This window comes from Escherichia sp. KCJ4928, from assembly GCF_004352695.1.
Taxonomy (GTDB): Bacteria; Pseudomonadota; Gammaproteobacteria; order Enterobacterales; family Enterobacteriaceae; genus ECMA0423.
In genome coordinates this window covers 23,393-48,444 of record NZ_SJWV01000012.1, presented here as the reverse complement: position 1 = coordinate 48,444, position 25,052 = coordinate 23,393, and the positions used below count along the sequence as shown (strand labels likewise).

The 25,052-nt window shown below is 53.0% G+C and carries 23 protein-coding genes and 1 pseudogene; 9 read left to right on the top strand and 15 right to left on the bottom strand.

Annotation, left to right across the window (positions count from 1 at the left end; all coding sequences use genetic code 11):
* Positions 1-226 precede the first annotated feature (226 nt).
* The gene (yjjY, locus tag E0D98_RS03655) at positions 227-367 is read right to left on the bottom strand and encodes a protein YjjY (RefSeq protein ID WP_001303782.1); all 141 of its coding nucleotides are present in this window, start codon (positions 365-367) and stop codon (positions 227-229) included.
* Between the two features lie 95 nt (positions 368-462).
* Here yjjY and arcA point away from each other — a divergent pair, with 95 nt between their 5' ends.
* Positions 463-1,179: a two-component system response regulator ArcA gene (arcA, locus tag E0D98_RS03650; protein WP_001194358.1), complete on the top strand. Its 717-nt coding sequence runs from the start codon at positions 463-465 to the stop codon at positions 1,177-1,179.
* Between the two features lie 59 nt (positions 1,180-1,238).
* Here the strand turns inward: arcA and creD are convergent, their stop codons facing one another.
* The 4 genes from creD to creA are packed head-to-tail and all read right to left on the bottom strand — an operon-like array spanning position 1,239 to position 5,248.
* A complete protein-coding gene (creD, locus tag E0D98_RS03645; RefSeq protein ID WP_000920373.1) occupies positions 1,239-2,591 on the bottom strand; it encodes a cell envelope integrity protein CreD in 1,353 nt (450 codons plus the stop codon).
* 57 nt (positions 2,592-2,648) lie between these two features.
* Positions 2,649-4,073, bottom strand: a complete 1,425-nt coding sequence (gene creC, locus E0D98_RS03640) for a two-component system sensor histidine kinase CreC (RefSeq protein ID WP_001219604.1) — start codon at positions 4,071-4,073, stop codon at positions 2,649-2,651.
* Positions 4,073-4,762, bottom strand: a complete 690-nt coding sequence (gene creB / locus E0D98_RS03635) for a two-component system response regulator CreB (protein ID WP_001188659.1) — start codon at positions 4,760-4,762, stop codon at positions 4,073-4,075. The genes creC and creB overlap by 1 nt, the downstream gene beginning before the upstream one ends.
* 12 nt (positions 4,763-4,774) lie before the next feature.
* On the bottom strand, positions 4,775-5,248 hold the full coding sequence (creA, locus tag E0D98_RS03630; protein WP_000875487.1) for a protein CreA: 474 nt from the start codon (positions 5,246-5,248) through the stop codon (positions 4,775-4,777).
* A 210-nt stretch (positions 5,249-5,458) separates the two neighbouring features.
* Here creA and robA point away from each other — a divergent pair, with 210 nt between their 5' ends.
* A complete protein-coding gene (robA, locus tag E0D98_RS03625) occupies positions 5,459-6,328 on the top strand; it encodes an MDR efflux pump AcrAB transcriptional activator RobA (RefSeq protein WP_000371666.1) in 870 nt (289 codons plus the stop codon).
* On the opposite strand, the gene gpmB is transcribed toward robA, so the two are convergent.
* Complete coding sequence (gene gpmB, locus E0D98_RS03620; RefSeq protein WP_000942344.1) at positions 6,325-6,972, bottom strand: 2,3-diphosphoglycerate-dependent phosphoglycerate mutase GpmB; 648 nt, start codon at positions 6,970-6,972, stop codon at positions 6,325-6,327. The genes robA and gpmB overlap by 4 nt on opposite strands.
* Positions 6,973-7,023: 51 nt before the next feature.
* Between gpmB and yjjX the strand changes: the two genes are divergently transcribed.
* Complete coding sequence (gene yjjX / locus E0D98_RS03615) at positions 7,024-7,545, top strand: inosine/xanthosine triphosphatase (RefSeq protein WP_001378619.1); 522 nt, start codon at positions 7,024-7,026, stop codon at positions 7,543-7,545.
* A gap of 84 nt (positions 7,546-7,629) precedes the next feature.
* Here the strand turns inward: yjjX and trpR are convergent, their stop codons facing one another.
* Positions 7,630-7,956: a trp operon repressor gene (trpR, locus tag E0D98_RS03610; protein WP_000068679.1), complete on the bottom strand. Its 327-nt coding sequence runs from the start codon at positions 7,954-7,956 to the stop codon at positions 7,630-7,632.
* Between the two features lie 89 nt (positions 7,957-8,045).
* A complete protein-coding gene (gene sltY / locus E0D98_RS03605) occupies positions 8,046-9,983 on the bottom strand; it encodes a murein transglycosylase (RefSeq protein WP_000409451.1) in 1,938 nt (645 codons plus the stop codon).
* A 210-nt stretch (positions 9,984-10,193) separates the two neighbouring features.
* On the opposite strand from sltY, the gene ettA reads away from it, so the two are divergent.
* Positions 10,194-11,861, top strand: a complete 1,668-nt coding sequence (gene ettA / locus E0D98_RS03600) for an energy-dependent translational throttle protein EttA (RefSeq protein ID WP_000046749.1) — start codon at positions 10,194-10,196, stop codon at positions 11,859-11,861.
* 306 nt (positions 11,862-12,167) lie between these two features.
* Here the strand turns inward: ettA and nadR are convergent, their stop codons facing one another.
* Genes nadR through serB form a run of 3 tightly spaced genes read right to left on the bottom strand, consistent with a single transcriptional unit; the run spans position 12,168 to position 15,820 of the window.
* A complete protein-coding gene (gene nadR, locus E0D98_RS03595; RefSeq protein WP_000093810.1) occupies positions 12,168-13,400 on the bottom strand; it encodes a multifunctional transcriptional regulator/nicotinamide-nucleotide adenylyltransferase/ribosylnicotinamide kinase NadR in 1,233 nt (410 codons plus the stop codon).
* Between the two features lie 20 nt (positions 13,401-13,420).
* Positions 13,421-14,803 carry a DNA repair protein RadA gene (gene radA, locus E0D98_RS03590; RefSeq protein ID WP_001029698.1) on the bottom strand — a complete coding sequence of 461 codons (1,383 nt, stop codon included), beginning with the start codon at positions 14,801-14,803 and terminating at the stop codon, positions 13,421-13,423.
* 48 nt (positions 14,804-14,851) lie between these two features.
* The gene (gene serB, locus E0D98_RS03585) at positions 14,852-15,820 is read right to left on the bottom strand and encodes a phosphoserine phosphatase (protein ID WP_001132955.1); all 969 of its coding nucleotides are present in this window, start codon (positions 15,818-15,820) and stop codon (positions 14,852-14,854) included.
* A 105-nt stretch (positions 15,821-15,925) separates the two neighbouring features.
* Here serB and E0D98_RS03580 point away from each other — a divergent pair, with 105 nt between their 5' ends.
* From E0D98_RS03580 to E0D98_RS27795, 3 genes and pseudogenes are all read left to right on the top strand, one after another.
* Positions 15,926-16,570, top strand: a complete 645-nt coding sequence (locus tag E0D98_RS03580) for a YtjB family periplasmic protein (RefSeq protein WP_000124615.1) — start codon at positions 15,926-15,928, stop codon at positions 16,568-16,570.
* A 27-nt stretch (positions 16,571-16,597) separates the two neighbouring features.
* A complete protein-coding gene (lplA, locus tag E0D98_RS03575; protein ID WP_000105861.1) occupies positions 16,598-17,614 on the top strand; it encodes a lipoate--protein ligase LplA in 1,017 nt (338 codons plus the stop codon).
* 31 nt (positions 17,615-17,645) lie between these two features.
* Positions 17,646-17,909 (top strand): annotated as a pseudogene (locus tag E0D98_RS27795) (helix-turn-helix transcriptional regulator).
* Between the two features lie 160 nt (positions 17,910-18,069).
* Here E0D98_RS27795 and deoD read toward each other — a convergent pair.
* The 4 genes from deoD to deoC all read right to left on the bottom strand — a co-directional run bounded on the left by deoD (position 18,070) and on the right by deoC (position 22,372).
* Positions 18,070-18,789 (bottom strand): purine-nucleoside phosphorylase, encoded by a 720-nt coding sequence (gene deoD, locus E0D98_RS03570; protein WP_000224877.1) that lies wholly within the window; start codon positions 18,787-18,789, stop codon positions 18,070-18,072.
* A 79-nt stretch (positions 18,790-18,868) separates the two neighbouring features.
* Complete coding sequence (gene deoB, locus E0D98_RS03565) at positions 18,869-20,092, bottom strand: phosphopentomutase (protein WP_000816471.1); 1,224 nt, start codon at positions 20,090-20,092, stop codon at positions 18,869-18,871.
* 51 nt (positions 20,093-20,143) lie between these two features.
* Positions 20,144-21,466, bottom strand: a complete 1,323-nt coding sequence (deoA, locus tag E0D98_RS03560) for a thymidine phosphorylase (RefSeq protein ID WP_000477811.1) — start codon at positions 21,464-21,466, stop codon at positions 20,144-20,146.
* A gap of 126 nt (positions 21,467-21,592) precedes the next feature.
* On the bottom strand, positions 21,593-22,372 hold the full coding sequence (deoC, locus tag E0D98_RS03555) for a deoxyribose-phosphate aldolase (protein WP_001295412.1): 780 nt from the start codon (positions 22,370-22,372) through the stop codon (positions 21,593-21,595).
* A gap of 257 nt (positions 22,373-22,629) precedes the next feature.
* Here deoC and E0D98_RS03550 point away from each other — a divergent pair, with 257 nt between their 5' ends.
* Both E0D98_RS03550 and E0D98_RS03545 read left to right on the top strand, forming a co-directional pair.
* Positions 22,630-24,180, top strand: a complete 1,551-nt coding sequence (locus tag E0D98_RS03550; protein WP_001143279.1) for a YjjI family glycine radical enzyme — start codon at positions 22,630-22,632, stop codon at positions 24,178-24,180.
* Positions 24,152-25,015 (top strand): YjjW family glycine radical enzyme activase, encoded by an 864-nt coding sequence (locus E0D98_RS03545; RefSeq protein WP_001088395.1) that lies wholly within the window; start codon positions 24,152-24,154, stop codon positions 25,013-25,015. The genes E0D98_RS03550 and E0D98_RS03545 overlap by 29 nt, the downstream gene beginning before the upstream one ends.
* The last annotated feature ends 37 nt before the right edge of the window (positions 25,016-25,052 follow it).

Sequence of the window (25,052 nt, the reverse complement as noted above, 5' to 3'; positions counted from 1 at the left end):
CATATCCTTCTGTTTACTTAGGATAATTTTATAAAAAATAAATCTCGACAATTGGATTCACCACGTTTATTAGTTGTATGATGCAACTAGTTGGATTATTAAAATAATGTGACGAAAGCTAGCATTTAGATACGATGATTTCATCAAACTGTTAACGTGCTACAATTGAACTTGATATATGTCAACGAAGCGTAGTTTTATTGGGTGTCCGGCCCCTCTTAGCCTGTTATGTTGCTGTTAAAATGGTTAGGATGACAGCCGTTTTTGACACTGTCGGGTCCTGAGGGAAAGTACCCACGACCAAGCTAATGATGTTGTTGACGTTGATGGAAAGTGCATCAAGAACGCAATTACGTACTTTAGTCATGTTACGCCGATCATGTTAATTTGCAGCATGCATCAGGCAGGTCAGGGACTTTTGTACTTCCTGTTTCGATTTAGTTGGCAATTTAGGTAGCAAACATGCAGACCCCGCACATTCTTATCGTTGAAGACGAGTTGGTAACACGCAACACGTTGAAAAGTATTTTCGAAGCGGAAGGCTATGATGTTTTCGAAGCGACAGATGGCGCGGAAATGCATCAGATCCTCTCTGAATATGACATCAACCTGGTGATCATGGATATCAATCTGCCGGGTAAGAACGGTCTTCTGTTAGCGCGTGAACTGCGCGAGCAGGCGAATGTTGCGTTGATGTTCCTGACTGGCCGTGACAACGAAGTCGATAAAATTCTCGGCCTCGAAATCGGTGCAGATGACTACATCACCAAACCGTTCAACCCGCGTGAACTGACGATTCGTGCACGCAACCTGCTGTCCCGTACCATGAATCTGGGTACTGTCAGCGAAGAACGTCGTAGCGTTGAAAGCTACAAGTTCAATGGTTGGGAACTGGACATCAACAGCCGTTCGTTGATCGGCCCTGATGGCGAGCAGTACAAGCTGCCGCGCAGCGAGTTCCGCGCCATGCTTCACTTCTGTGAAAACCCAGGCAAAATTCAGTCTCGTGCTGAACTGCTGAAGAAAATGACCGGCCGTGAGCTGAAACCACACGACCGTACTGTAGACGTGACGATCCGCCGTATTCGTAAACATTTCGAATCTACGCCGGATACGCCGGAAATCATCGCCACCATCCACGGTGAAGGTTATCGCTTCTGTGGTGATCTGGAAGATTAATCGGCTTTACCACCGTCAAAAAAAACGGCGCTTTTTAGCGCCGTTTTTATTTTTCAACCTTATTTCCAGATACGTAATTGATCGTCCATTGTAACTTCTTTACTGGCTTTCATTTTCGGCAGTGAAAACGCATACCAGTCGATATTACGAGTCACAAACATCATGCCGGCCAGCGCCACCACCAGCACACTGGTTCCCAACAACAGCGCGCTATCGGCAGAGTTGAGCAGTCCCCACATCACACCATCCAGCAACAACAGCGCGAGGGTAAACAACATGCTGTTGCGCCAGCCTTTCAATACCGCCTGCAAATAAATACCGTTCATTAACGCCCCAATCAGACTGGCGATTATCCATGCCACGGTAAAACCGATATGTTCAGAAAGCGCCAGCAAGAGCAAATAAAACATCACCAATGAAAGCCCCACCAGCAAATATTGCATTGGGTGTAAACGTTGCGCGGTGAGCGTTTCAAAAACAAAGAACGCCATAAAAGTCAGTGCAATCAGCAGAATGGCGTACTTAGTTGCCCGGTCCGTTATTTGGTATTGATCGGCTGGCGTCGTCACTGCGACGCTAAACGCGGGGAAGTTTTCCCAGCCGGTATCATTGCCTGAAGCAAAACGCTCACCGAGATTATTAGCAAACCAGCTGCTTTGCCATTGCGCCTGAAAACCTGACTCGCTAACTTCCCGTTTGGCTGGCAAAAAATCACCTAAAAAACTGGGATGCGGCCAGTTGCTGGTTAAGGTCATTTCGCTATTACGCCCGGCAGGCACCACAGAAAGATCGCCGGTACCGCTTAAATTCAGGGCCATATTCAGCTTCAGGTTCTGCTTCCGCCAGTCCCCTTCGGGTAAAGGGATATGCACGCCCTGCCCGCCTTGCTCTAACCCGGTGCCGGGTTCAATGGTCAGCGCCGTTCCGTTAACTTCAGGCGCTTTCACCACACCAATACCACGCGCATCCCCGACGCTAATCACAATAAATGGCTTGCCAAAGGTGATATTTGGCGCGTTGAGCTCGCTAAGACGCGAAACATCGAAATCGGCTTTTAGCGTTAAATCACTGTGCCAGACCTGACCGGTATAAATCCCTATCTTGCGTTCTTCCACGTTCTGATTGCCATCAACCATCAATGACTCAGGTAACCAAAAATGGATAAAACTTCGTTTCCGCTCCACGGTTTTATCCTCTTCCTGCACCGTATAAAGCTCGGTCACAGGAATAGCGATAAGCGGCCCAACGAGTTTTTGCGGCCCGCTGGTACTTTGGCGAATCGCATCTTCCACATCGCTACGGTAATCGGCACGTTCGACAATCACTTGCCGAATCAGCATTATCGGAATCAACAACAGCAATACTGCAACAAACAGGGTGGTCATTTTCCAGAACAGGGGGGATTTCAACATAGTCTTCTCCTTTGCAATGGCAGCAGGATACGAAGGCTATGTGGGAAGAATTTGAAGCTATGTGAAGTGACGGTGAAGTCGTAGCGAGGCCAGCACGCCACCTTCCTGCACGTTGCGCAGCGTGACTTCGCCGTTAAACAAACGGGCGACCTCACTGACGAACGCCAACCCCAGACCGCTGCTTTTTTGCCCATTTGCACGCGGCAAAGAGTAAAAGCGTTCAAAAATACGTGACAGCGCGTAGTCAGGAATACCACTACCGGTATCCAGCACCTTAAGCGTGACGTGTTCCTGATCCACTTCGGCGCTTAGCGTTATACGACCGCTCTCGGGGGTAAAATCGATGGCGTTATCCAGTAAATTCCCCAGCGCCTGATCCAGTAACGCCGGTTCAGCAGCAACATTAACCTCGGTGGGCGTAACATGTAGAGTGATGTTTTTTTCTGCCAACTGCACGGTGCGCGCTTCGCTGACGCGGCGGAATAATGCCGCCACATCAACAGCAGTCAAAACGACTTCCTGACGATTCTCCAGTCTTGCCTGGCGTAGTAACGTTTCCACCAGTGCCTGCATTCGCGCATTTTGCGTCAGAATGTTGTCAGTAAAACGAGCCACTACTTCAGGCGGCGGACCTTCGCGTAAAATTTCCGCCGCGCCACGAATCGCCGCCAGTGGGCTTTTTAGCTCATGGGTTAACGCATAAACATACTGCTCAATATAGTTTTTCCCTTCCAGCTTCACGCGCATACTTTCCAGCGCCTGCGCGAGTTTACGCAGCTCGCTACTACCGAGATCGGGAAGAGGAACGGGCTTATTGTCAGTGACGGAATCAGCATAGCGAGTGAGCCGGGCAATGGAGCGGTTGATCCACCAAACCATGCCTGCGCCAATCACCAGTGCGATCCCCAACAAAATGGCGCTGGCCCATAAAATTCGCCGCTCGCTGCGTTTAATGACCGGAGCCATCGCCGCGTTCGGTTTGCCTACGCTCAAAACGCCAATAAGCCGCGAGCCGTCCATAATCGGCGCGGCAACATACATCACCGAACTTTCGGGATCGGCAGGATTTTGCAACGTGCTGCGCGCACCATACTGACCACGCAACGTTAGCCAGACGTCATTCCAGCGCGAATAATCCTGCCCAACGGCTTTATTTGCCGAATCGAACAATACTTTACCCTGCGAATCGGTCATATAGACATGATATTCATTGCGCACTTTGTTAATGCCACCGATATTGGCGCGAAACGGGCGATGTTGTAGCTGATTAAACGCCTGCGCCAGTTGCCCATGCGTTGGGTCCCCAGAGAGCAAATCGGGACGCGCCAGCTCCGCCAGCAACGTTGCGGTATCGATTAACGTCCCCTCCGTTGCTCTTCGCACGCCCGGTTTAACTTCTTTGACAAAAATAGCCAGTACGAACCAGGCCGCCACCGCCACCAGTAAAAAATAGCCCAGCAGCAACCGCATGCCGATACGCATTACAGGCCCCTCAGGCTATATCCCATGCCGCGATGAGTATTAATCGGTGAAAGATCGGGGTTGATGGCGCGCAGCTTGGCACGCAACGTTTTAATGTGGGTATCAACGGTGCGATCGTAGGTGTCCTGCGCATCTTCCCACACGCTATCCATCAGTTGCTGGCGGGACCAGACGCGGCCTGGCGACTTGAGTAACGTCTTCAGCAATAAAAACTCATACCGCGTCAGCGTTAATGGCGTGTCAAACCAGCTGATCTGCGCCGCGGGTTCATTCAATTCAAAATGACCAATACGGATGACGGGAGACGGCGACGAGAACTTCTTCACCCGACGCAGTAAGGTGCGCACCCTGGCGCACACTTCGCGGGGTGAAAACGGTTTAGCCACATAGTCGTCAGCGCCAATTTCCAGCCCAAGCAGGCGATCGACCTCTTCACTTCGGGCCGTCAGGAACAGTACAGGTAACGCCGGATGGAGCGCCAGTAACTGGCGGCACAATTCAAAGCCGCTGATATCAGGCAAACCAACGTCGAGAATCATGACGTCGGGAACCAGCTGGCGAGCTTTATCCAGCACCGGCAAGCCTCGCTCAAAGACCTCGACGGCAAAACCTTCCTGCTGCAACATGTAGACCAGCGTGTCGGCTATCCCTTGCTCATCTTCCACTAACCAGACCGTTTCCCGTTGCATAAATCGCCTCTGTTATTGCCGCCACGGCATGACAGGAACCGCGCTAATCGCGTTTTTCGGCGAACCTTCTACAACTTTGTCGGAGTAAGCCAGATAAGCGAGCGCGTTGCGTTTGGCGTCATAAAAGCGCACGACCTGTAACGACTTAAAGACCAGGGACGTGCGTTTTTTGAATACTACCTCGCCCTGAGCTTTGCCGTTTTTAATACGATCCGACAGTTCAATCGGCCCGACTTGCTGACAAGAAATAGCCGCATCGGAGGTATCTTCCGCCAGACCCAATCCCCCTTTAATACCACCTGTTTTCGCCCGGCTCACATAACAGGTGACATTTTTCACATCGGGATCGTCAAAGGCTTCCACAACAATTTTGTGATCCGGGCCGATCATTTTAAATACGGTGTCGACCGAACCAATCTCTTCTGCATGAGCCAATGGCCCCAGCATTATCAGGCTTAAAGACAGGATCAAATGCTTGTATTTCATATTGTTACCATTTTTATCTATTACACGAGCAATTAGTTCGTCACGGTAAATAACATATTGATTAAGAACAAAATCTCAATACTTTTATTTCCGTCAAGCCCTAAAACATACTCTACTAAGAAAAAAACACTGAATGCTAAAACAGCAAAAAATGCTATTATCCAATTACCTGATGTCAGGTGCTCGTTGTTGAAAGGATGAGGATATTTTATGGATCAGGCCGGCATTATTCGCGACCTTTTAATCTGGCTGGAAGGTCATCTGGATCAGCCCCTGTCGCTCGACAATGTAGCGGCGAAAGCAGGTTATTCCAAGTGGCACTTACAGAGAATGTTTAAAGATGTCACTGGCCATGCTATTGGCGCGTATATTCGTGCTCGTCGTTTGTCGAAATCGGCGGTCGCACTACGCCTGACTGCGCGTCCGATTCTGGACATCGCGCTGCAATACCGCTTCGACTCTCAACAGACATTTACCCGCGCATTCAAGAAGCAGTTTGCCCAGACTCCTGCACTTTACCGCCGTTCTCCTGAATGGAGCGCCTTTGGTATTCGCCCGCCGCTACGTCTGGGTGAATTCACAATGCCAGAGCACAAATTTGTCACCCTGGAAGATACGCCGCTGATTGGTGTTACCCAGAGCTACTCCTGTTCGCTGGAGCAAATCTCTGATTTCCGCCATGAAATGCGTTATCAGTTCTGGCACGATTTTCTCGGCAACGCGCCGACCATTCCGCCAGTGCTCTACGGCCTGAATGAAACGCGTCCGAGTCAGGATAAAGACGACGAACAAGAGGTATTCTATACCACTGCGTTAGCCCAGGATCAGGCAGATGGCTATGTACTGACGGGGCATCCGGTGATGCTGCAGGGCGGCGAATATGTGATGTTTACCTATGAAGGTCTGGGAACCGGCGTGCAGGAGTTTATCCTGACAGTATACGGAACGTGCATGCCAATGCTCAATCTGACGCGCCGTAAAGGTCAGGATATTGAGCGATACTACCCGGCAGAAGATGCCAAAGCGGGAGATCGCCCAATTAATCTGCGCTGTGAACTGCTGATTCCGATCCGTCGTTAACGCTGCAACTCATCTAATGCAGGGGCGTCCAGATGCGAGATGTCCCCTGCGGTTTCAACAACCCAGCCAGACGCCAGCCACAGGCTTTCCTGATAATCCACGCGCGAAATAGAACAGTTACGCAGACGTAAGCGGCGCTCTGCCCATGCTGGTAATCCGAGAATCGTACTCACCAGACATCCCAGTGCAATACCATGGCTCACCAGCAGCGGTCGGCTTCCCTGCGGTAAGTCCCGGCAAGATTCCAGTGCCGCATTGACGCGATCGCTGAGCTCCTGCATTGACTCGCCTTCAGGAATACGCCCGTCAACGGTGCCATTGACCAGCTGCCGACGCCAGTTCTCTTCTTCTTCGGTCAGAGAATCGATATGTCTTTTTTCCAGCACACCCATGTTTAATTCACGCAGGCGAGAATCAAAGATGATGTCACAGCCGCAGGCCTGGGCGATGATTTCCGCCGTACGCCGGGTGCGTCCTAAATCGCTACTGATAATATGCGTAATGCCAAGCTCTTTGGCACGGGTTGCCACCTGCATCGCCTGTTGCTCACCTTTGGCGGTCAGCGGGCTGTCAGACTGGCCCTGAATACGTCGCTCGGCGTTCCACTGCGTTTCACCGTGGCGGACTAGGTATACCTGTAACATGCTTTTTTTCCGTATACTGCTGTAACGTTAATTTTCTGAGTAATGCTGATTATGCACCAAGTTGTCTGTGCGACCACCAATCCCGCTAAAATTCAGGCCATTCTGCAGGCATTTCACGAGATCTTCGGCGAAGGATCCTGCCATATTGCATCCGTTGCCGTCGAGAGCGGTGTACCGGAACAGCCCTTTGGCAGTGAGGAAACGCGCGCTGGCGCACGAAATCGGGTAGCAAATGCCCGCCGTTTACTTCCAGAGGCTGATTTTTGGGTGGCGATTGAAGCTGGCATCGATGGTGACAGCACTTTCAGTTGGGTGGTGATTGAAAACACCAGCCAGCGCGGCGAGGCGCGTTCGGCTACTTTGCCGTTACCTGCGGTGATTCTGCAGAAAGTGCGTGAAGGTGAGGCGCTTGGTCCCGTAATGTCGCGTTATACCGGTATTGATGAGATTGGTCGTAAGGAAGGGGCGATCGGCGTGTTTACCGCCTGGAAACTCACTCGCGCCAGCGTCTATCACCAGGCGGTGATCCTGGCGCTGAGTCCGTTTCACAATGCCGTGTATCAGGCATTGTAGGACGGATAAGGCGTTCACGCCGCATCCGGCATTCGGTGCACGATGCCTGATGCGACGCTGCCGCGTCTTATCAGGCCTACAAAATCAATCGCTTTTCAGCAACACCTCTTCCAGCCACTGGCGCAGCTCCACGGGCGCGGCTTTCAGGCTGTTAGATCCACGCGTAATCGTCGCGATGCCCGCGCCGAGTTCATTTTTTAACTCACGCTGGCTCATTTCGCCGCGCAACAGCTCTTCGACAATACGCACGCGAGTCCCCAACGCTTCGCGCTCATCTGGCGTCAGCATCAGATTTAACAACGGTAAATGGAGATCGTTTTGGTAGGCATTCTTAAGCAGGTCGACAAAACGTAACCACTCCTGGTGACGCTGTTCTGCCATCGCTGCTGAATAGGGTGATTGTTGGGCCATAATATGTCGCCATTGTTAGCGGGGGAAGCAAAATGCCTCCCCCGGTTGTACTCGCTAAAGAGTACGATAGCATATCATAAACGTGCGGATCAGTAACGACGTCCCCATTCCGTGGCGCTCATCAACGTCGGTTTATCCCCCATGAAATAGCGGTAGTAAGCGTCATAAGCCAGCACGTTCTTCACATAACCGCGCGTCTCGGAGAACGGAATACTCTCGACAAATGCCACAGCGTCGATACGCCCGGCGCTGTTGCCAAGCCAGGTTCGCACCCGCCCTGGTCCGGCGTTATAAGCTGCTGAGGAGAAAATACGGTTATTGCCAAACTGCTGATAAACATATTGCAGATAACTGGTGCCAATGTTGATATTCGTTTCCGGATCCAGCAATTGCCCAGGGCTACTATAACCGGGAATAGAGAACATCTTCACCGTATGGGTCGCTGTACCAGGCATAATCTGCATCAGGCCGCTGGCCCCTACCGGTGATTTCACTTTTGGATTCCAGGCGCTCTCCTGACGGGCAATCGCCATCGCATAGCTTTGCGGGATCTCCTTACCGCTGGTGTAGCGTTTGAAAAGATCGTTGTAAGCCAGCGGGAATCGCTCTTCCAGATGATCCCATAGCTTCCCGGCGATCGTTGCCTGAACGCTAAGATCCCACCATTGGTTGTTGAAAGCATACCGCGCCAGTTGAGCCTGCTCTGTTTTTGACTTGCTCTTCACCAGATTGGCCCACTCGCTACGCGCGGTGTTATCGAGATTCCAGTACATCAACTCGCGCACGCGCGCCATCTCCGGCCCCTGAGTCAGGGCGCTGTCAACATTCTGCGGCGCTTTATCAATCTTCAGCTCATACTCTTCTCCGATGCGTTGTGCTGCAACCATCGGGTAGAAACCACGCTGTTGCATGAGTTGATGCAAAATCTCTTTCGCTTCAGCTTCACGTCCGCGTTCCAGCAATAAATCCGCCTGCCAGTAACGCCATTCATCTTTCTCTTTTGCTTCCATCGGCAGACGCGCCAGCCAGGTATTCAGGCCGCGACGATCGCCGGTGCCAAGTGCCATTCGCACACGGCGTTCAATCAACGACGTGGATTGCGAGCGCATAATGGCGTCATCGCGCCATTTCGCCTGCTCGTCGGTGACATCGTTGCCCATCAAACGCCAGGCGACGATATCGCGCAGCTCCTGAATCTGATCTTCATTAAGCTGCTGCGCCTGGGCAAGCGACGGGATCATCAGCCGTGCATTTTCAGCATCCTGCCGCGCCACACTGGCAAACGCCACCGCTGCCATTTGACGGGTAAAATCGGTCGCTCCGGTTGTACGCGCGAAGGTCAGTACCGTATTAGGGTTGTTCGCCAGTGAAATGATTGCCGAGGCGATAGTCTGGTAATCGGCAGGCATCTGCCCTGCCAGCACTGTTACCAGGCCAGTGTTACCCGCTTTCATCGCCAGACGGATACGCTCTAAATACGCCAGCGGATCTTGTTTACCTGACGCACGCCAGACGCTAAATAACTTGTCACAGGCGTTAGGCTGGCTCTTGCCGGTTAGCCACAGCTCTTTCGCCCCTTGCCAGGCTTCTTCACTCTGCCCGGTGTTCCATTTCGCATAGTAGTAATTACATTGCGCTTCGGTAGTTCCGGGCTTTTCCGGGCTAAAGGCTAACAAGCCACGCCAGTCTTCACGCCGCGCCAGTTCATTGACGAAACGAGATTGCAGCGTGCGAGCGGGAGGAAGCGTGGGGTTAGCGCGAACAAAGTTAGTGACCGTCACCGCCGGTTGATTCATCAGATCATCGGTGATCTGGCGGTATTCCAGGTAGGGATAAAGCGGATAATCCTTCAGTCCAGGCATCATTTGTTCGACCACATCCATTTGTCGATTATCCCAGGCCTGCTTGATTTGCGCGTAACGGCTACGCTGCTCATCCAGTGAGTCGGCTCGCGCCACGCTGCTGACCGTCAGCAGACAGACACCGGCAGCCAACAGCCGCCAGGTAACTTGTTTGGCTTTTTCCACAAGCGCATCCTCTAAGTGTAAATACATCAATGCAGCGTCATGCCGCGTAATAGATTTATGCTAACCAGTCATTGCCGTTTACGCCACGTTACGGACACTTTTTTACTTTTACTGCGAAGGTGATCGACCAACTGGGATTAGGCGGGGAAAAAGGCTACACTTCGCCTTTGAAAACTCATCATCACGATAAACATAGAGGCGAAGTCCAACGTGGCTCAATTCGTTTATACCATGCATCGTGTCGGCAAAGTTGTTCCGCCGAAACGTCATATTTTGAAAAACATCTCTCTGAGTTTCTTCCCTGGGGCAAAAATTGGTGTCCTGGGTCTGAACGGCGCGGGTAAGTCTACCCTGCTGCGCATTATGGCGGGCATTGATAAAGACATCGAAGGTGAAGCGCGTCCGCAGCCAGACATCAAGATTGGTTACCTGCCGCAGGAACCGCAGCTGAACCCGGAACACACCGTGCGTGAGTCCATTGAAGAAGCGGTTTCTGAAGTGGTTAACGCCCTGAAACGCCTGGATGAAGTGTATGCGCTGTACGCCGATCCGGATGCCGATTTTGACAAGCTGGCCGCTGAACAAGGCCGTCTGGAAGAGATCATTCAGGCTCACGACGGTCATAACCTGAACGTACAGCTGGAGCGTGCGGCGGATGCGCTACGTCTGCCGGACTGGGACGCGAAAATCGCTAACCTCTCCGGTGGTGAGCGTCGTCGCGTAGCGTTGTGCCGCCTGCTGCTGGAAAAACCAGACATGCTGCTGCTCGACGAACCGACCAACCACCTGGATGCCGAATCCGTGGCCTGGCTGGAACGCTTCCTGCACGACTTCGAGGGCACCGTGGTGGCGATTACCCACGACCGTTACTTCCTCGATAACGTTGCAGGCTGGATCCTCGAACTTGACCGCGGTGAAGGTATTCCGTGGGAAGGCAACTACTCCTCCTGGCTGGAGCAGAAAGATCAGCGCCTGGCGCAGGAAGCTTCACAAGAAGCGGCGCGTCGTAAGTCGATCGAGAAAGAGCTGGAGTGGGTACGTCAGGGAACTAAAGGCCGCCAGTCGAAAGGTAAAGCACGTCTGGCACGCTTTGAAGAGCTGAACAGCACCGAATATCAGAAACGTAACGAAACCAACGAACTGTTTATTCCACCTGGACCGCGTTTGGGCGATAAAGTGCTGGAAGTCAGCAACCTGCGTAAATCCTACGGTGATCGCCTGCTGATTGATGACCTGAGCTTCTCGATCCCGAAAGGGGCAATCGTCGGGATCATCGGTCCGAACGGCGCGGGTAAATCGACCCTGTTCCGTATGATCTCTGGTCAGGAACAGCCGGACAGCGGCACCATCACTTTAGGTGAAACGGTGAAACTGGCATCGGTTGATCAGTTCCGTGACTCAATGGATAACAGCAAAACCGTTTGGGAAGAAGTTTCCGGCGGGCTGGATATTATGAAGATCGGCAACACCGAGATGCCAAGCCGCGCCTACGTTGGCCGCTTTAACTTTAAAGGGGTTGATCAGGGTAAACGCGTTGGTGAACTTTCCGGTGGTGAGCGCGGTCGTCTGCATCTGGCGAAGCTGCTGCAGGTTGGCGGCAACATGCTGCTGCTCGACGAACCAACCAACGACCTGGATATCGAAACCCTGCGCGCGCTGGAAAACGCCCTGCTGGAGTTCCCGGGCTGTGCGATGGTTATCTCGCACGACCGTTGGTTCCTCGACCGTATCGCCACGCACATCCTGGACTACCAGGATGAAGGTAAAGTTGAGTTCTTCGAAGGTAACTTTACTGAGTACGAAGAGTACAAGAAACGCACGCTGGGCGCAGACGCACTGGAGCCGAAGCGTATCAAGTACAAGCGTATTGCGAAGTAATGCGTAAAATGCCGGATGCGGCGTGAACGCCTTATCCGGCCTACAAACCAAGAAATTTCAATACGTTGTGAATCTCCAGGCCTGATAAGACGCGGTAAGCGTCGCATCAGGCATTGAGCACCGAATGCCGGATACGGCGTGAACGCCTTTTCCGGCCTACAACAGCCTTAGTATCCGCAAATTCGTAGCGGGTCACCCGTGCTGATTCTTTTAAACCTTGTTTAATCTCGACAGCCTCTTCCAGAGAGGTTTTCAACTCATCAAAAAACTTATTTTATACCTCGCCTTTGAGCCGTTTCATCGCGGTTATCTCTGCTCCCCCATCATCTCCCGCACCAGCTCCACGCAGCGCAGGAAACGGCTGTCATAATCGTCCTCTTCAACCCGCACGAATTCGATATTGTTCTCTTCCAGCATCTCCACCAGCAAGTTCTGGAACTCTTTGCGATCCACCGAACTGCCGAGGCTGCGTAAACCATCCGCCACCCACGGCGTGTTGTTCTCCAGCAGGATCACCAGATCGAAACGGTATTCATCAATCAACGCCTGTACGAACGGATGCTCACGCCCTTCGTACTTTTTGCAGAACGCCTGGGTAGTGACAAAATCAGTGTCAATAAACGCCACTTTATTGGCATATTTCACTGCAAAATCAATGTATTGTGCGTGGCCCAGCGCGATTTTATCGTAATCGGAATACTGCAATGCGATCTCATCACCGCCGAGGTGTGAAAAGACATAATCGCGACCATATTCCCACGCACTGGTGGTATTGAAGATATTGGCAAGTTTGTTTACCAGGGTGGATTTACCGCTCGACTCGCCACCAAGGATCGCCACGGTACGTACAAAGAACGGCTTCACTTCCGTAGGAATATATTCCCAGTAGCGGAACGGGTTTTCGCGGATCTGCGCACCGCTGATACTCATAAAGGTACGTTTCGGATCGACCAGCACCGTATCGATCCCCAGATGTTCCATATACTGTGGCGCATCGGCTTCTTCCGAGGTGTAGATCAGGTCCGGCTGAATCCCCTTTTCAGCCATAAACTTTTTGATGCCGTTGCTCCACACATCCCAGCCGTGCGGATACGGCTCCATGCCCTCTTCGTTGAAAGCATGAATGCGAATATTTTTCTGATATTTAAAAGTTTGTAATAACCAGCGCAGACGATCCGGCACCGTGGGCTGCTGCGACATGGCGCTGTCTTCAAACAACGCGCGGTCGCGGGTATCGTCAAAACCCATAATGATATGCAGCTCGTCAACCTGGCTACAGGCGCGCTGGATAAGGTAGATATGTCCGGTATGCAGCGGGTAGAACTTACCGAATACGACACCAATGGTTTTCTTCTGTCGGGGAAATTCAAGCCCCAAAAAACGGTGCAACGCCTCCAGCTTTTGCGCGCTGGGGCTTTTAATTTTGGCATTCAGTAACTGGCTTAAATACCCTTTGGTCATACCGCTGGCATCAGCTACCTGCTGTAGCGTGCAGCCCTGTTGCTTGATGGCAGTTTTCAGGTAATCAAATGACGACATATCTCCCTCCGTATCTCTCATTATAAGTCGTCGAACACGCTAAGCGCGTCGGAGAGTTTTTTAACGCCAAAAATCTGCATCCCTTCCGGCGCTTTTTTCGGTACGTTAGCCGCCGGAACAATCGCCCGGCGAAAACCGTGTTTCGCCGCTTCTGAAATTCGTTCCTGACCGCTGGGCACCGGGCGGATCTCCCCTGCCAGCCCGACTTCACCAAACACCACCAGATCCTGTGGCAGCGGTCTGTCACGCAGGCTGGAAACCATCGCCAGCAGTAACGCTAAATCGGCACTGGTTTCGGTTACCTTCACGCCGCCGACCACGTTCACAAATACATCCTGATCGGCCATTTGCAGACCACCGTGACGGTGCAAGACAGCCAGCAGGATTGCCAGACGGTTTTGTTCCAGCCCCACTGCCACGCGGCGCGGATTCGCCATCATCGAGTGATCGACCAGCGCCTGAATCTCCACCAGCAACGGACGCGTTCCTTCCCACACCACCATCACGGAGCTGCCGGAGGTCACTTCATCTCCGCGACTTAAGAAAATTGCCGAAGGGTTGCTGACTTCACGCAGCCCCTGTTCGGTCATCGCGAAGACGCCCAGCTCATTCACCGCGCCGAAGCGGTTTTTATGGCTGCGCAAGGTGCGAAAACGGGAGTCGGCATCACCATCCAGAAGCACCGAACAGTCGATACAGTGTTCCAGCACTTTAGGGCCAGCCAGCGAGCCATCTTTGGTTACGTGCCCAACCATGACAATCGCCACACCGCGCGTTTTGGCGAAGCGCGTCAGATAAGCCGCCGTTTCACGCACCTGCGCCACGCTGCCAGGCGATGACTGTACATCCGCCATATGCATCACCTGGATCGAGTCAATTACCATCAGCTTCGGTTGCTCTTCTTCGGCAATCAGGCAGATCTGCTCGATGCTGGTTTCCGACAACATATTGAGATTGTCAGTCGGCAGGCCAAGGCGATGAGCGCGCATTGCCACCTGTTGCAGCGACTCTTCGCCGGTGACATACAGCGTTTTCATCTGCTGGGCCAGTTTGCACAGCGTTTGCAGCAACAGCGTGGATTTCCCCGCACCAGGGTTACCGCCAATCAGAATGGCACTTCCTGGCACCACGCCGCCGCCTAGTACGCGGTCGAACTCTTTAAATCCGGTGGAAAAACGCGGCAGCTCTTCAAGGCTGATATCGGAGAGTTTCTGGACTTTTGCCACCCCGGCGCTACCGGCATAGCCGCTGAGACGCTCGTTACGCGCCACCGTTGGCGACGCAGCAAGACGCACCTCGGTGATGGTGTTCCAGGCATGACAGGCACTGCACTGCCCCTGCCAGCGCGGATAATCGGCCCCGCATTCATTACAAACAAAGGCGCGTTTTGGAGCTTTTGCCACGGTGTACCTCGTTAATGCTGTGCCGCCCGCAGGATGGCGGGCGAGCAATTACTTCTGATTCAGGCTGCCTGAGAGGATGCAGAATACCCCCATCAGGTCAGCGTGACGGATGGTGACTTCCGCCTTTTCATTCACTTTTGGCTTGGCATGGTAGGCAATCCCCAGCCCTGCTGCTTTGATCATCGGCAGGTCATTAGCTCCATCGCCAATCGCCACGGTCTGCGCCAGCGGGATTTCATACTCCTGCGCGAGGCGAGTCAAAGTTTTCGCTTTGTACTGCGCGTCTACGATGTCGCCGATCACATTGCCGGTAAATTTACCGTCCATGATCTCCAGTTCATTGGCTACCACGGCGGTCAGGCGCAGCTTGTCGCGCAGATATTCAGCAAAGAAAGTAAAGCCGCCGGAGGCAATCGCCACTTTCCAGCCCAGCGTTTCCAGCTTGAGCACCAGTTGCGTTAAGCCTGGCATCAGCGGCAGATTTTCACGCACCTGTTGCAGAATATTGGCGTCAGCGCCTTTCAGCGTCGCCACACGGCTGCGCAGGCTGGCGGTAAAATCGAGTTCGCCGCGCATCGCCCGTTCGGTTACTTCCGCCACCATCTCGCCCGTTCCGGCCAGTTTGGCAATTTCATCAATACATTCAATCTGGATGGCGGTGGAATCCATGTCCATCACCAGCAAACCCGGCGTGCGCAGGTGCGGGATTTTCCCCAGCGGGGCGACATCCAGTTGCGCTTCATGGGCCAGGCGCGTAGCCCGTGCGGTGAGTGAACCTGCCAGACGAATCACCTGATAATCTTCCACGCACCAGGCGGCAACAATCACCATCGCCGCACCCAGTTTGCTCTGGTATTGGGTCAGACGCTGTTTATCCAGCCCACGACCATACAGCAGCCAGCCGCTACGACCTGCGTGGTAATCCAGTGGCATCACTTCATCACCACTTAATGAAAGAGGCAGACCAGGCCATAAAGAGACATCTTCAGGCAGGTCGCACCAGGTAATGTTAGGCATTAAGGCTCCTGTAAAATCGTTCGAAGCAGGGAAAATAACGCATGAGGCTACCTTGTATCCATTGCTTCTGGCAACATTAAGTCTCAAATTTTCAAAGGGTGGAAGATGGCTCGCACAAAACTGAAATTCCGGCTGCATCGGGCAGTGATTGTCCTGTTCTGTCTTGCCTTGTTAGTGGCGCTGATGCAGGGAGCGTCATGGTTTAGTCAAAACCACCAGCGACAACGTAATCCACAGCTGGAAGAACTGGCCCGCACCCTGGCGCGTCAGGTAACGCTGAACGTTGCACCGCTGATGCGTACCGACTCACCGGATGAAAAACGCATTCAGGCGATCCTCGATCAGTTAACGGATGAAAGCCGTATCCTCGACGCGGGTGTGTATGACGAACAAGGCGATCTTATCGCACGTTCTGGCGAAAGCGTCGAAGTGCGCGACCGGCTGGCGCTCGACGGTAAAAAAGCGGGCGGCTATTTTAACCAGCAGATTGTCGAACCAATTGCCGGGAAAAACGGACCGCTCGGCTATCTGCGCCTGACGCTCGACACCCATACGCTCGCCACCGAAGCCCAACAGGTGGATAACACCACTAACATTTTACGCCTGATGTTGCTGCTTTCACTGGCAATCGGCGTAGTGCTGACCCGCACGCTGCTACAGGGTAAACGTACCCGCTGGCAGCAATCGCCCTTCCTGTTAACCGCCAGCAAACCGGTGCCGGAAGAGGAAGAAAGCGAGAAAAAAGAGTGACCCATTACTACAAGAAAGGAAATCGTTATGTCCACATTACGCCTGCTCATCTCTGACTCTTACGACCCGTGGTTTAACCTGGCGGTGGAGGAGTGTATTTTTCGCCAGATGCCCGCCACGCAGCGCGTTCTGTTTCTCTGGCGCAATGCCGACACGGTAGTGATTGGTCGCGCGCAGAACCCGTGGAAAGAGTGTAATACCCGGCGGATGGAAGAAGATAACGTCCGCCTGGCACGGCGCAGTAGCGGTGGCGGCGCGGTGTTCCACGATCTCGGCAATACCTGCTTTACCTTTATGGCTGGCAAGCCGGAGTACGATAAAACCATCTCCACGTCGATTGTGCTCAATGCGCTGAACGCGCTTGGCGTCAGCGCCGAAGCGTCCGGGCGTAACGATCTGGTGGTGAAAACCGCCGAAGGTGACCGCAAAGTCTCAGGATCGGCCTATCGCGAAACCAAAGATCGTGGCTTCCACCACGGCACCTTGCTGCTCAATGCCGACCTTAGCCGCCTGGCAAACTATCTCAATCCGGATAAAAAGAAACTGGCGGCGAAAGGCATTACCTCAGTGCGTTCCCGCGTGACCAACCTCACCGAGCTGCTGCCGGGGATCACCCATGAGCAGGTTTGCGAGGCCATAACCAAGGCCTTTTTCGCCCATTATGGCGAGCGTGTAGAAGCGGAAATCATCTCCCCGGACAAAACGCCAGACTTGCCAAACTTCGCCGAAACCTTTGCCCGTCAGAGTAGCTGGGAATGGAACTTCGGTCAGGCTCCGGCATTCTCGCATCTGCTGGATGAACGCTTTAGCTGGGGCGGCGTGGAACTGCATTTCGACGTTGAAAAAGGCCATATCACCCGCGCCCAGGTGTTTACCGACAGCCTCAACCCCGCGCCGCTGGAAGCCCTCGCCGGGCGACTGCAAGGCTGCCTGTACCGCGCGGATATGCTGCAACAAGAGTGCGAAGCGCTGTTGGTTGACTTCCCGGACCAGGAAAAAGAGCTACGGGAGTTGTCGACGTGGATAGCGGGGGCGGTAAGGTAACTCGCTGATTAAAATACCAAAGGAAGGGAATATGATCGATCTGGAAAACCAGGAGCGGGAGATTATCAATTTAATGTTAAGCCAGCGTATTTCCTGGCTAGCCGCCGTGCGTATCAGGCATAAATTATCGCTTGCTGAAGTAAGTAAAATGTTAGGTATCTCGATTAATTCTCTAAAATAGATCGAAAAGACGGAACGGTTTAGCTCAAACATCAAAAGCAAAATGGCAGAAATTTATGGTTGTCCACCAGAGTTGCTGATATGCCCTTCCTGGATGACGGCTGAACATAAATGAATAGATTCGTGAATAGATACTTGAATAGATTTTATTTTCTATCCATATGAAAAATAATAGTAAATCTATAAATCAGTTGCTATTGATGAATAGATACTAAAAAGCCGGAGCAGTCTCCCACTCCGGCTTCACACGACAATCGCCTTTCAGCGAAACACAATTACTCTTTATCGCCCAGCAGAACGGATTCCAGTGCGATTTTGATCATGTCGTTGAAGGTGGTCTGACGCTCAGCGGCAGTGGTCTGCTCGTGAGTGCGGATGTGGTCAGACACGGTACAGATGGTCAGGGCTTTCGCGCCAAATTCTGCAGCGACGCCGTAGATACCAGCCGCTTCCATTTCCACGCCGAGGATGCCGTATTTTTCCATCACGTCGAACATTTCGCCGTCCGGAGAGTAGAACAGGTCAGCGGAGAACAGGTTACCAACGCGAGCATCAATGCCCAGTGCTTTAGCCGCGTCTACCGCGTTACGCACCATGTCAAAGTCAGCGATAGCGGCAAAGTCATGATCTTTAAAACGGATGCGGTTAACTTTGGAATCGGTGCAGGCACCCATACCGATAACGACGTCGCGCAGTTTTACGTGCGGCAGAACTGCGCCACAGGAACCCACGCGGATAATTTTCTTCACGCCGAAATCGGTGATCAGTTCTTTGGTGTAGATGGAGCAGGACGGGATACCCATACCGTGACCCATTACGGAAATTTTGCGGCCTTTGTAAGTACCGGTGAAGCCCAGCATACCGCGAACGTTGTTCACTTCACGGGCATCTTCAAGGAAAGTTTCAGCAATATACTTCGCACGCAGCGGGTCGCCTGGCATCAAAACTACGTCAGCGAAATCGCCCATTTCTGCATTAATGTGTGGGGTAGCCATTGTTTTATCCTTATCAACATGTTTTCACCCTCTCCCTGTGGGAGAGGGCCGGGGTGAGGGCATCAAGCCGCACCCATTATCAGAACATGGCTTTGCCATATTCCATATCAGAAGTACCAAAATATTTTGCCAGAGTCTGGCCGATATCCGCGAAGGTTTCACGGTGACCCAGTGAACCCGGTTTTACTTTCGGGCCGTAAACCAGTACCGGAATGTGTTCACGCGTGTGGTCAGTACCGGTCCAGGTCGGATCACAACCGTGGTCAGCAGTGAGGATCAGGATGTCGTCATCGCGCAGCAAAGACATCAGCTCCGGCAGACGGCGGTCGAACAGCTCCAGACCCGCAGCATAACCGGCGACGTCGCGACGGTGGCCCCAGGAAGAGTCGAAGTCAACGAAGTTGGTGAAGACGATGGTGTTATCACCCGCTTCTTTCATCTCTTTGATGGTGGCGTCAAACAGCGCGTCCAGGCCAGTTGCTTTCACTTTCTTGGTGATACCGCAGTTGGCGTAGATGTCTGCAATTTTACCGACAGAAACCACCTGACCGTGTTTTTCATCAACCAGTTTCTGCAGCACGGTCGGTGCTGGCGGCTCAACAGCCAGGTCGTGACGGTTACCGGTACGCTGGAAGTTACCGGCTTTGTCACCGATAAACGGACGAGCGATAACACGACCGATGTTGTAGCCGCCGTTGGTCAGCTCTTCACGGGCGATTTCGCACAGTTCATAGAGTTTATCCAGACCGAAAGTTTCTTCATGGCAGGCAATCTGGAACACGGAGTCAGCGGAGGTATAGAAAATCGGCTTGCCGGTTTTCATGTGCTCTTCGCCCAGTTGATCCAGAATGACCGTACCGGAAGAGTGGCAGTTACCGAGGTAACCCGGCAGATTAGCGCGTTCGACCAGTTTATCCAGCAGCTCTTGCGGGAAGCTGTTTTCGTGATCGGAGAAATATCCCCACTCAAACAGAACCGGGACACCGGCGATTTCCCAGTGACCAGACGGGGTATCTTTACCGGATGACATTTCGTGCGCCCATGCGTACGCGCCGATAACTTCAGCGTTGCCGTCCATTCCCGCCGGAATGAAACCGGTAGAACCTTCGTGTGCTTTCGCCAGCCCCAGACGGGTCAGATTTGGCAGATTGAGCGGGCCTTTACGACCGTTATCAGCTTCGCCTTTGGCACAAGCTTCTGCGATATGACCCAGGGTGTCAGCCCCGACGTCACCAAAGCGTTCTGCATCTTCTGTAGCGCCGATGCCGAATGAGTCCAGCACCATAATAAATGCACGTTTCATATGTTCTCCGTACTCAGTGCTTCAAATTTAAATGATCAGATCAGTATACCGTTATTCGCTGATACGGCGATAGACAGTTGGTGTGCTTTCCGGTGCTTTATCGGCAAGTTTAATTGCCGCTTTCACCGCTTTCGCCGCTTCCTGCCAGCTGTTTTCGTCTTTCGCGTGGATAACCGCCAGCGGACGCTGACCGTCTACCTGGTCGCCCAAACGCGCCATATCAGTAAAGCCGACGCTGTAATCAATGGTGTCAGATGCCTGACGACGACCGCCGCCCATTGCAACCACTGCCATCCCCAGCGCGCGGGTATCCATTTCACTGACAAAACCTTCGGTATCAGCATAGACTGCTTTCGTCAGCATCGCTGTCGGCAGATACTTCGCGTAGTTCTCAACGAAGTCGGTTGGGCCTTTTTGTGCCGCTACCATACGACCAAAGACTTCTGCCGCTTTACCGTTGTCCAGCACCGCCTGCAATTTCGCGCGCGCTTCGGCGTCATCTTTCGCCAGTTTGCCGGAGATAAGCATCTCCACGCACAGCGCCATCGTGACATCAAACAGACGCGGGTTACGATACTCACCCGTCAGGAACTGCACCGCTTCACGAACTTCAACCGCGTTACCTGCACTGGAGGCCAGTACCTGATTCATGTCGGTGAGCAGCGCGGTGGTGCGCACGCCAGCGCCGTTAGCCACGCCAACAATCGCTTCGGCAAGGGCTTCAGAGAGTTCGTAGGTCGGCATAAACGCGCCGCTACCCACTTTCACGTCCATCACCAGCGCGTCCAGACCTTCCGCCAGTTTCTTCGCCAGGATCGAGGCAGTGATCAGCGGGATGGAGTCCACGGTTGCGGTAATATCGCGGGTCGCGTAGAAACGTTTATCTGCCGGAGCCAGTGAGCTGGTCTGGCCGATAATCGCCACGCCGACGTCTTTAATAATTTCGCGGAAACGGTTGTCATCCGGGAAAATGTCGAAGCCAGGGATGGATTCCAGTTTGTCGAGCGTACCGCCAGTATGACCGAGGCCGCGACCAGAGATCATCGGAATATAGCCGCCGCAGGCTGCGACCATCGGCCCCAACATCAGCGAAGTCACATCGCCGACGCCGCCGGTGGAGTGTTTATCAACAATCGGGCCATTCAGATGCAGGCTTTTCCAGTCGAGAACGGTTCCTGAATCTCGCATCGCCATGGTCAGCGAGACACGCTCAGGCATTGTCATATCGTGGAAGAAAATGGTCATCGCGAGGGCGGCAATCTGCCCTTCGGAGATAGTGTTGTCGCGAATGCCGTTGATAAAGAAACGAATTTCTTCATCGCTCAGCGCATGACCATCACGTTTTTTACGAATAATTTCTTGTGCGAGAAACAAGGTAACCTCCCGAGGAAAAGAGTATGAGGCGGCTTTTGCCGGATGCGTCTACGCCTTATCCGGCCTACGGGTAGATACGTCTCGTAGGCCTGATAAGCGCAGCGCATCAGGCGTAAAGCATCTTACTTAGTAGCTGCTGGCGCTCTTACCGTCACCGTGGCCCAGCGCTTTCAACAGGCTTGCCAGCAGGCTGGAAGCACCAAAGCGGTAGTGACGCGCATCTGCCCAGTCAGCACCGAACAGTTCATCTGCGATGGCGAGATATTTCTGCGCATCTTCCGCAGTACGCACGCCGCCCGCTGGTTTGAAACCAACGGTTTTTTCTACGCCCATATCACGGATCACTTCCATCATGATGCGCGCGCTTTCCGGCGTCGCGTTCACAGCCACTTTACCGGTAGAGGTTTTGATGAAGTCCGCACCCGCTTTGATGGAGATTTCAGACGCTTTACGGATCAGCGCTTCGTCTTTCAGTTCGCCGGTTTCGATGATCACTTTCAGCAGTACATTCGCTGCCGCGCAAGCCTCTTTACAGGCTTTCACCAGGTCAAAACCAACCTGCTCGTTACCCGCCATCAGCGCGCGGTACGGGAACACAACGTCAACTTCATCAGCACCGTAGGCGATTGCCGCACGGGTTTCTGCCAGCGCGATTTCGATGTCATCGTTACCGTGTGGGAAGTTGGTTACCGTAGCGATTCGGATTTCCGGGGTGCCCTGCTCTTTCAGCGTTTTGCGAGCAATCGGGATAAAGCGAGGATAGATACAGATAGCGGCGGTATTGCCGACCGGAGTTTTGGCCTGATGACACAGAGCAATTACTTTCTCGTCGGTGTCGTCGTCATTCAGGGTGGTCAGGTCCATCAATTTCAGTGCACGCAGGCTGCTTGCTTTCAGATCAGTCATTTCATTCTCCTGGCTTGTCGCCAATAAAATTCACCTTGCGAGTTTGTTAGTATTCTAACATCTACTCCGCAACACACTTCGATATACATCACAATTAAGGAAATCTACTTACAAGTTTGCATCACTGTAATGCGATCTGGTTCAAATAATTCACTTTCAAATGAATGCGTCAGTGGTGGCAAACGCATCAGGATCAAAGTGAACATCACGAAACTTCTTACAATGGCGCATCACCTTCGGCATAAAAGGAAAAGAAGATGCCCACTTCTCATGAAAATGCACTGCAACAACGTTGCCAGCAAATTGTCACCAGCCCAGTGCTTAGCCCGGAGCAGAAGCGCCATTTTCTGGCTCTGGAAGCAGAAAACAATCTGCCTTATCCGCAGCTTCCTGCCGAAGCCCGCCGCGCGCTGGATGAGGGTGTAATCTGCGATATGTTTGAAGGTCATGCGCCGTACAAACCGCGCTATGTCTTACCCGATTACGCCCGTTTTCTGGCGAACGGTTCCAAATGGCTGGAGCTGGAAGGCGCGAAAGATCTTGATGACGCACTCTCTCTGCTGACCATTCTTTACCACCACGTACCGTCGGTCACATCGATGCCGGTCTACCTGGGGCAACTGGATGCGTTGTTGCAACCGTATGTTAGAATTCTAACACAAGACGAGATCGATGTTCGAATAAAACGTTTCTGGCGTTACCTCGACAGAACCCTGCCAGACGCCTTTATGCACGCCAATATCGGCCCATCTGATTCGCCCATTACCCGCGCGATCTTACGTGCAGACGCAGAGTTGAAGCAGGTTTCACCGAACCTGACCTTTATCTACGATCCTGAAATCACCCCTGATGACCTACTGCTGGAAGTGGCGAAGAACATCTGTGAATGTAGCAAACCGCACATCGCCAACGGTCCGGTGCATGATAAAATTTTCACAAAAGGGGGCTACGGGATTGTGAGCTGTTACAACTCACTGCCGCTGGCGGGTGGTGGCAGCACGCTGGTACGCCTTAACCTGAAAGCCATTGCCGAGCGCAGCGAATCGCTGGATGACTTCTTTACGCGCACTCTACCGCACTACTGCCAGCAGCAGATCGCCATCATCGATGCGCGGTGTGAATTCCTCTATCAACAATCACACTTCTTTGAGAATAGCTTCCTGGTGAAAGAAGGGCTGATTAACCCTGAACGTTTTGTGCCAATGTTTGGCATGTATGGGCTGGCGGAAGCGGTTAACTTGCTGTGTAAGAAAGAAGGGATTGCCGCGCGCTACGGTAAAGAAGCCGCCGCAAATGAAGTGGGTTATCGCATCAGCGCGCAACTGGCGGAGTTTGTCGCCAATACCCCCGTGAAATATGGCTGGCAAAAACGCGCCATGTTACACGCACAGTCGGGGATCAGTTCCGATATCGGCACCACGCCGGGCGCGCGTTTGCCGTATGGCGATGAGCCAGATCCGATCACCCATCTGCAAACTGTCGCCCCGCATCATGCTTATTATTATTCCGGCATCAGCGACATTCTGACGCTCGACGAAACCATCAAACGTAACCCGCAGGCGCTGGTACAGCTTTGCCTCGGTGCCTTTAAAGCCGGAATGCGTGAATTTACTGCCAATGTCAGCGGTAACGATCTGGTTCGCGTTACCGGTTATATGGTGCGTTTGTCGGACTTAGAAAAATATCGCGCCGAAGGTTCACGCACCAACACCACCTGGCTGGGCGAAGAAGCCGCACGCAACACTCGTATTCTGGAACGCCAGCCGCGCGTGATAAGCCATGAACAGCAGATGCGCTTTAGTCAGTAAGATTATCCCCTTCTCCTGCGTTGACGGGCCAGGCAGTCGTCTGGCTCTGTTTTTGCAGGGCTGCAATCTGCGCTGCAAAAACTGTCACAATCCGTGGACGATGGGACGTTGCAATGACTGTGGGGAGTGCGTGCCACAGTGTCCGCATCAGGCGTTGCAGATTGTTGACGGCAAAGTGGTGTGGAACGCTGTGGTTTGCGAGCAGTGTGATACCTGCCTGAAGAGGTGTCCGCAACATGCCACGCCAATGGCGCAATCCATGAGCGTGGATGAGGTGCTTAGCCATATCCGCAAAGCGGTGCTGTTTATTGAAGGGATAACGGTAAGCGGCGGCGAAGCCACGACCCAACTGCCGTTTGTAGTGGCGCTATTTACAGCCATCAAAAACGATCCGCAACTGCGCCACCTCACCTGCCTCGTGGACAGTAACGGTATGTTGAGCGAAACCGGCTGGGAAAAATTACTCCCGGTGTGCGACGGCGCGATGCTCGATCTCAAAGCGTGGGGGAGCGAATGTCATCAGCAATTAACCGGACGCGATAATCAGCAGATTAAGCGCAGCATCTGTTTGCTGGCAGAGCGCGGTAAGCTGGCGGAACTGCGTTTGCTGGTAATTCCAGACCAGGTGGATTATTTGCATCACATCGATGAGCTGGCGACGTTTATCAAGAGACTTGGCGATGTTCCGGTTCGCCTGAATGCGTTTCATGCCCACGGCGTGTATGGCGAGGCGCAAAGCTGGGCGAGCGCCACGCCGGAAGACGTTGAGCCGTTGGCTGATGCGTTAAAGGTGCGCGGGGTGAGCCGGTTGATATTTCCGGCGCTCTATTTGTGACATGCCGGATACGGCCTACGGTTCGGCACAAACCTGT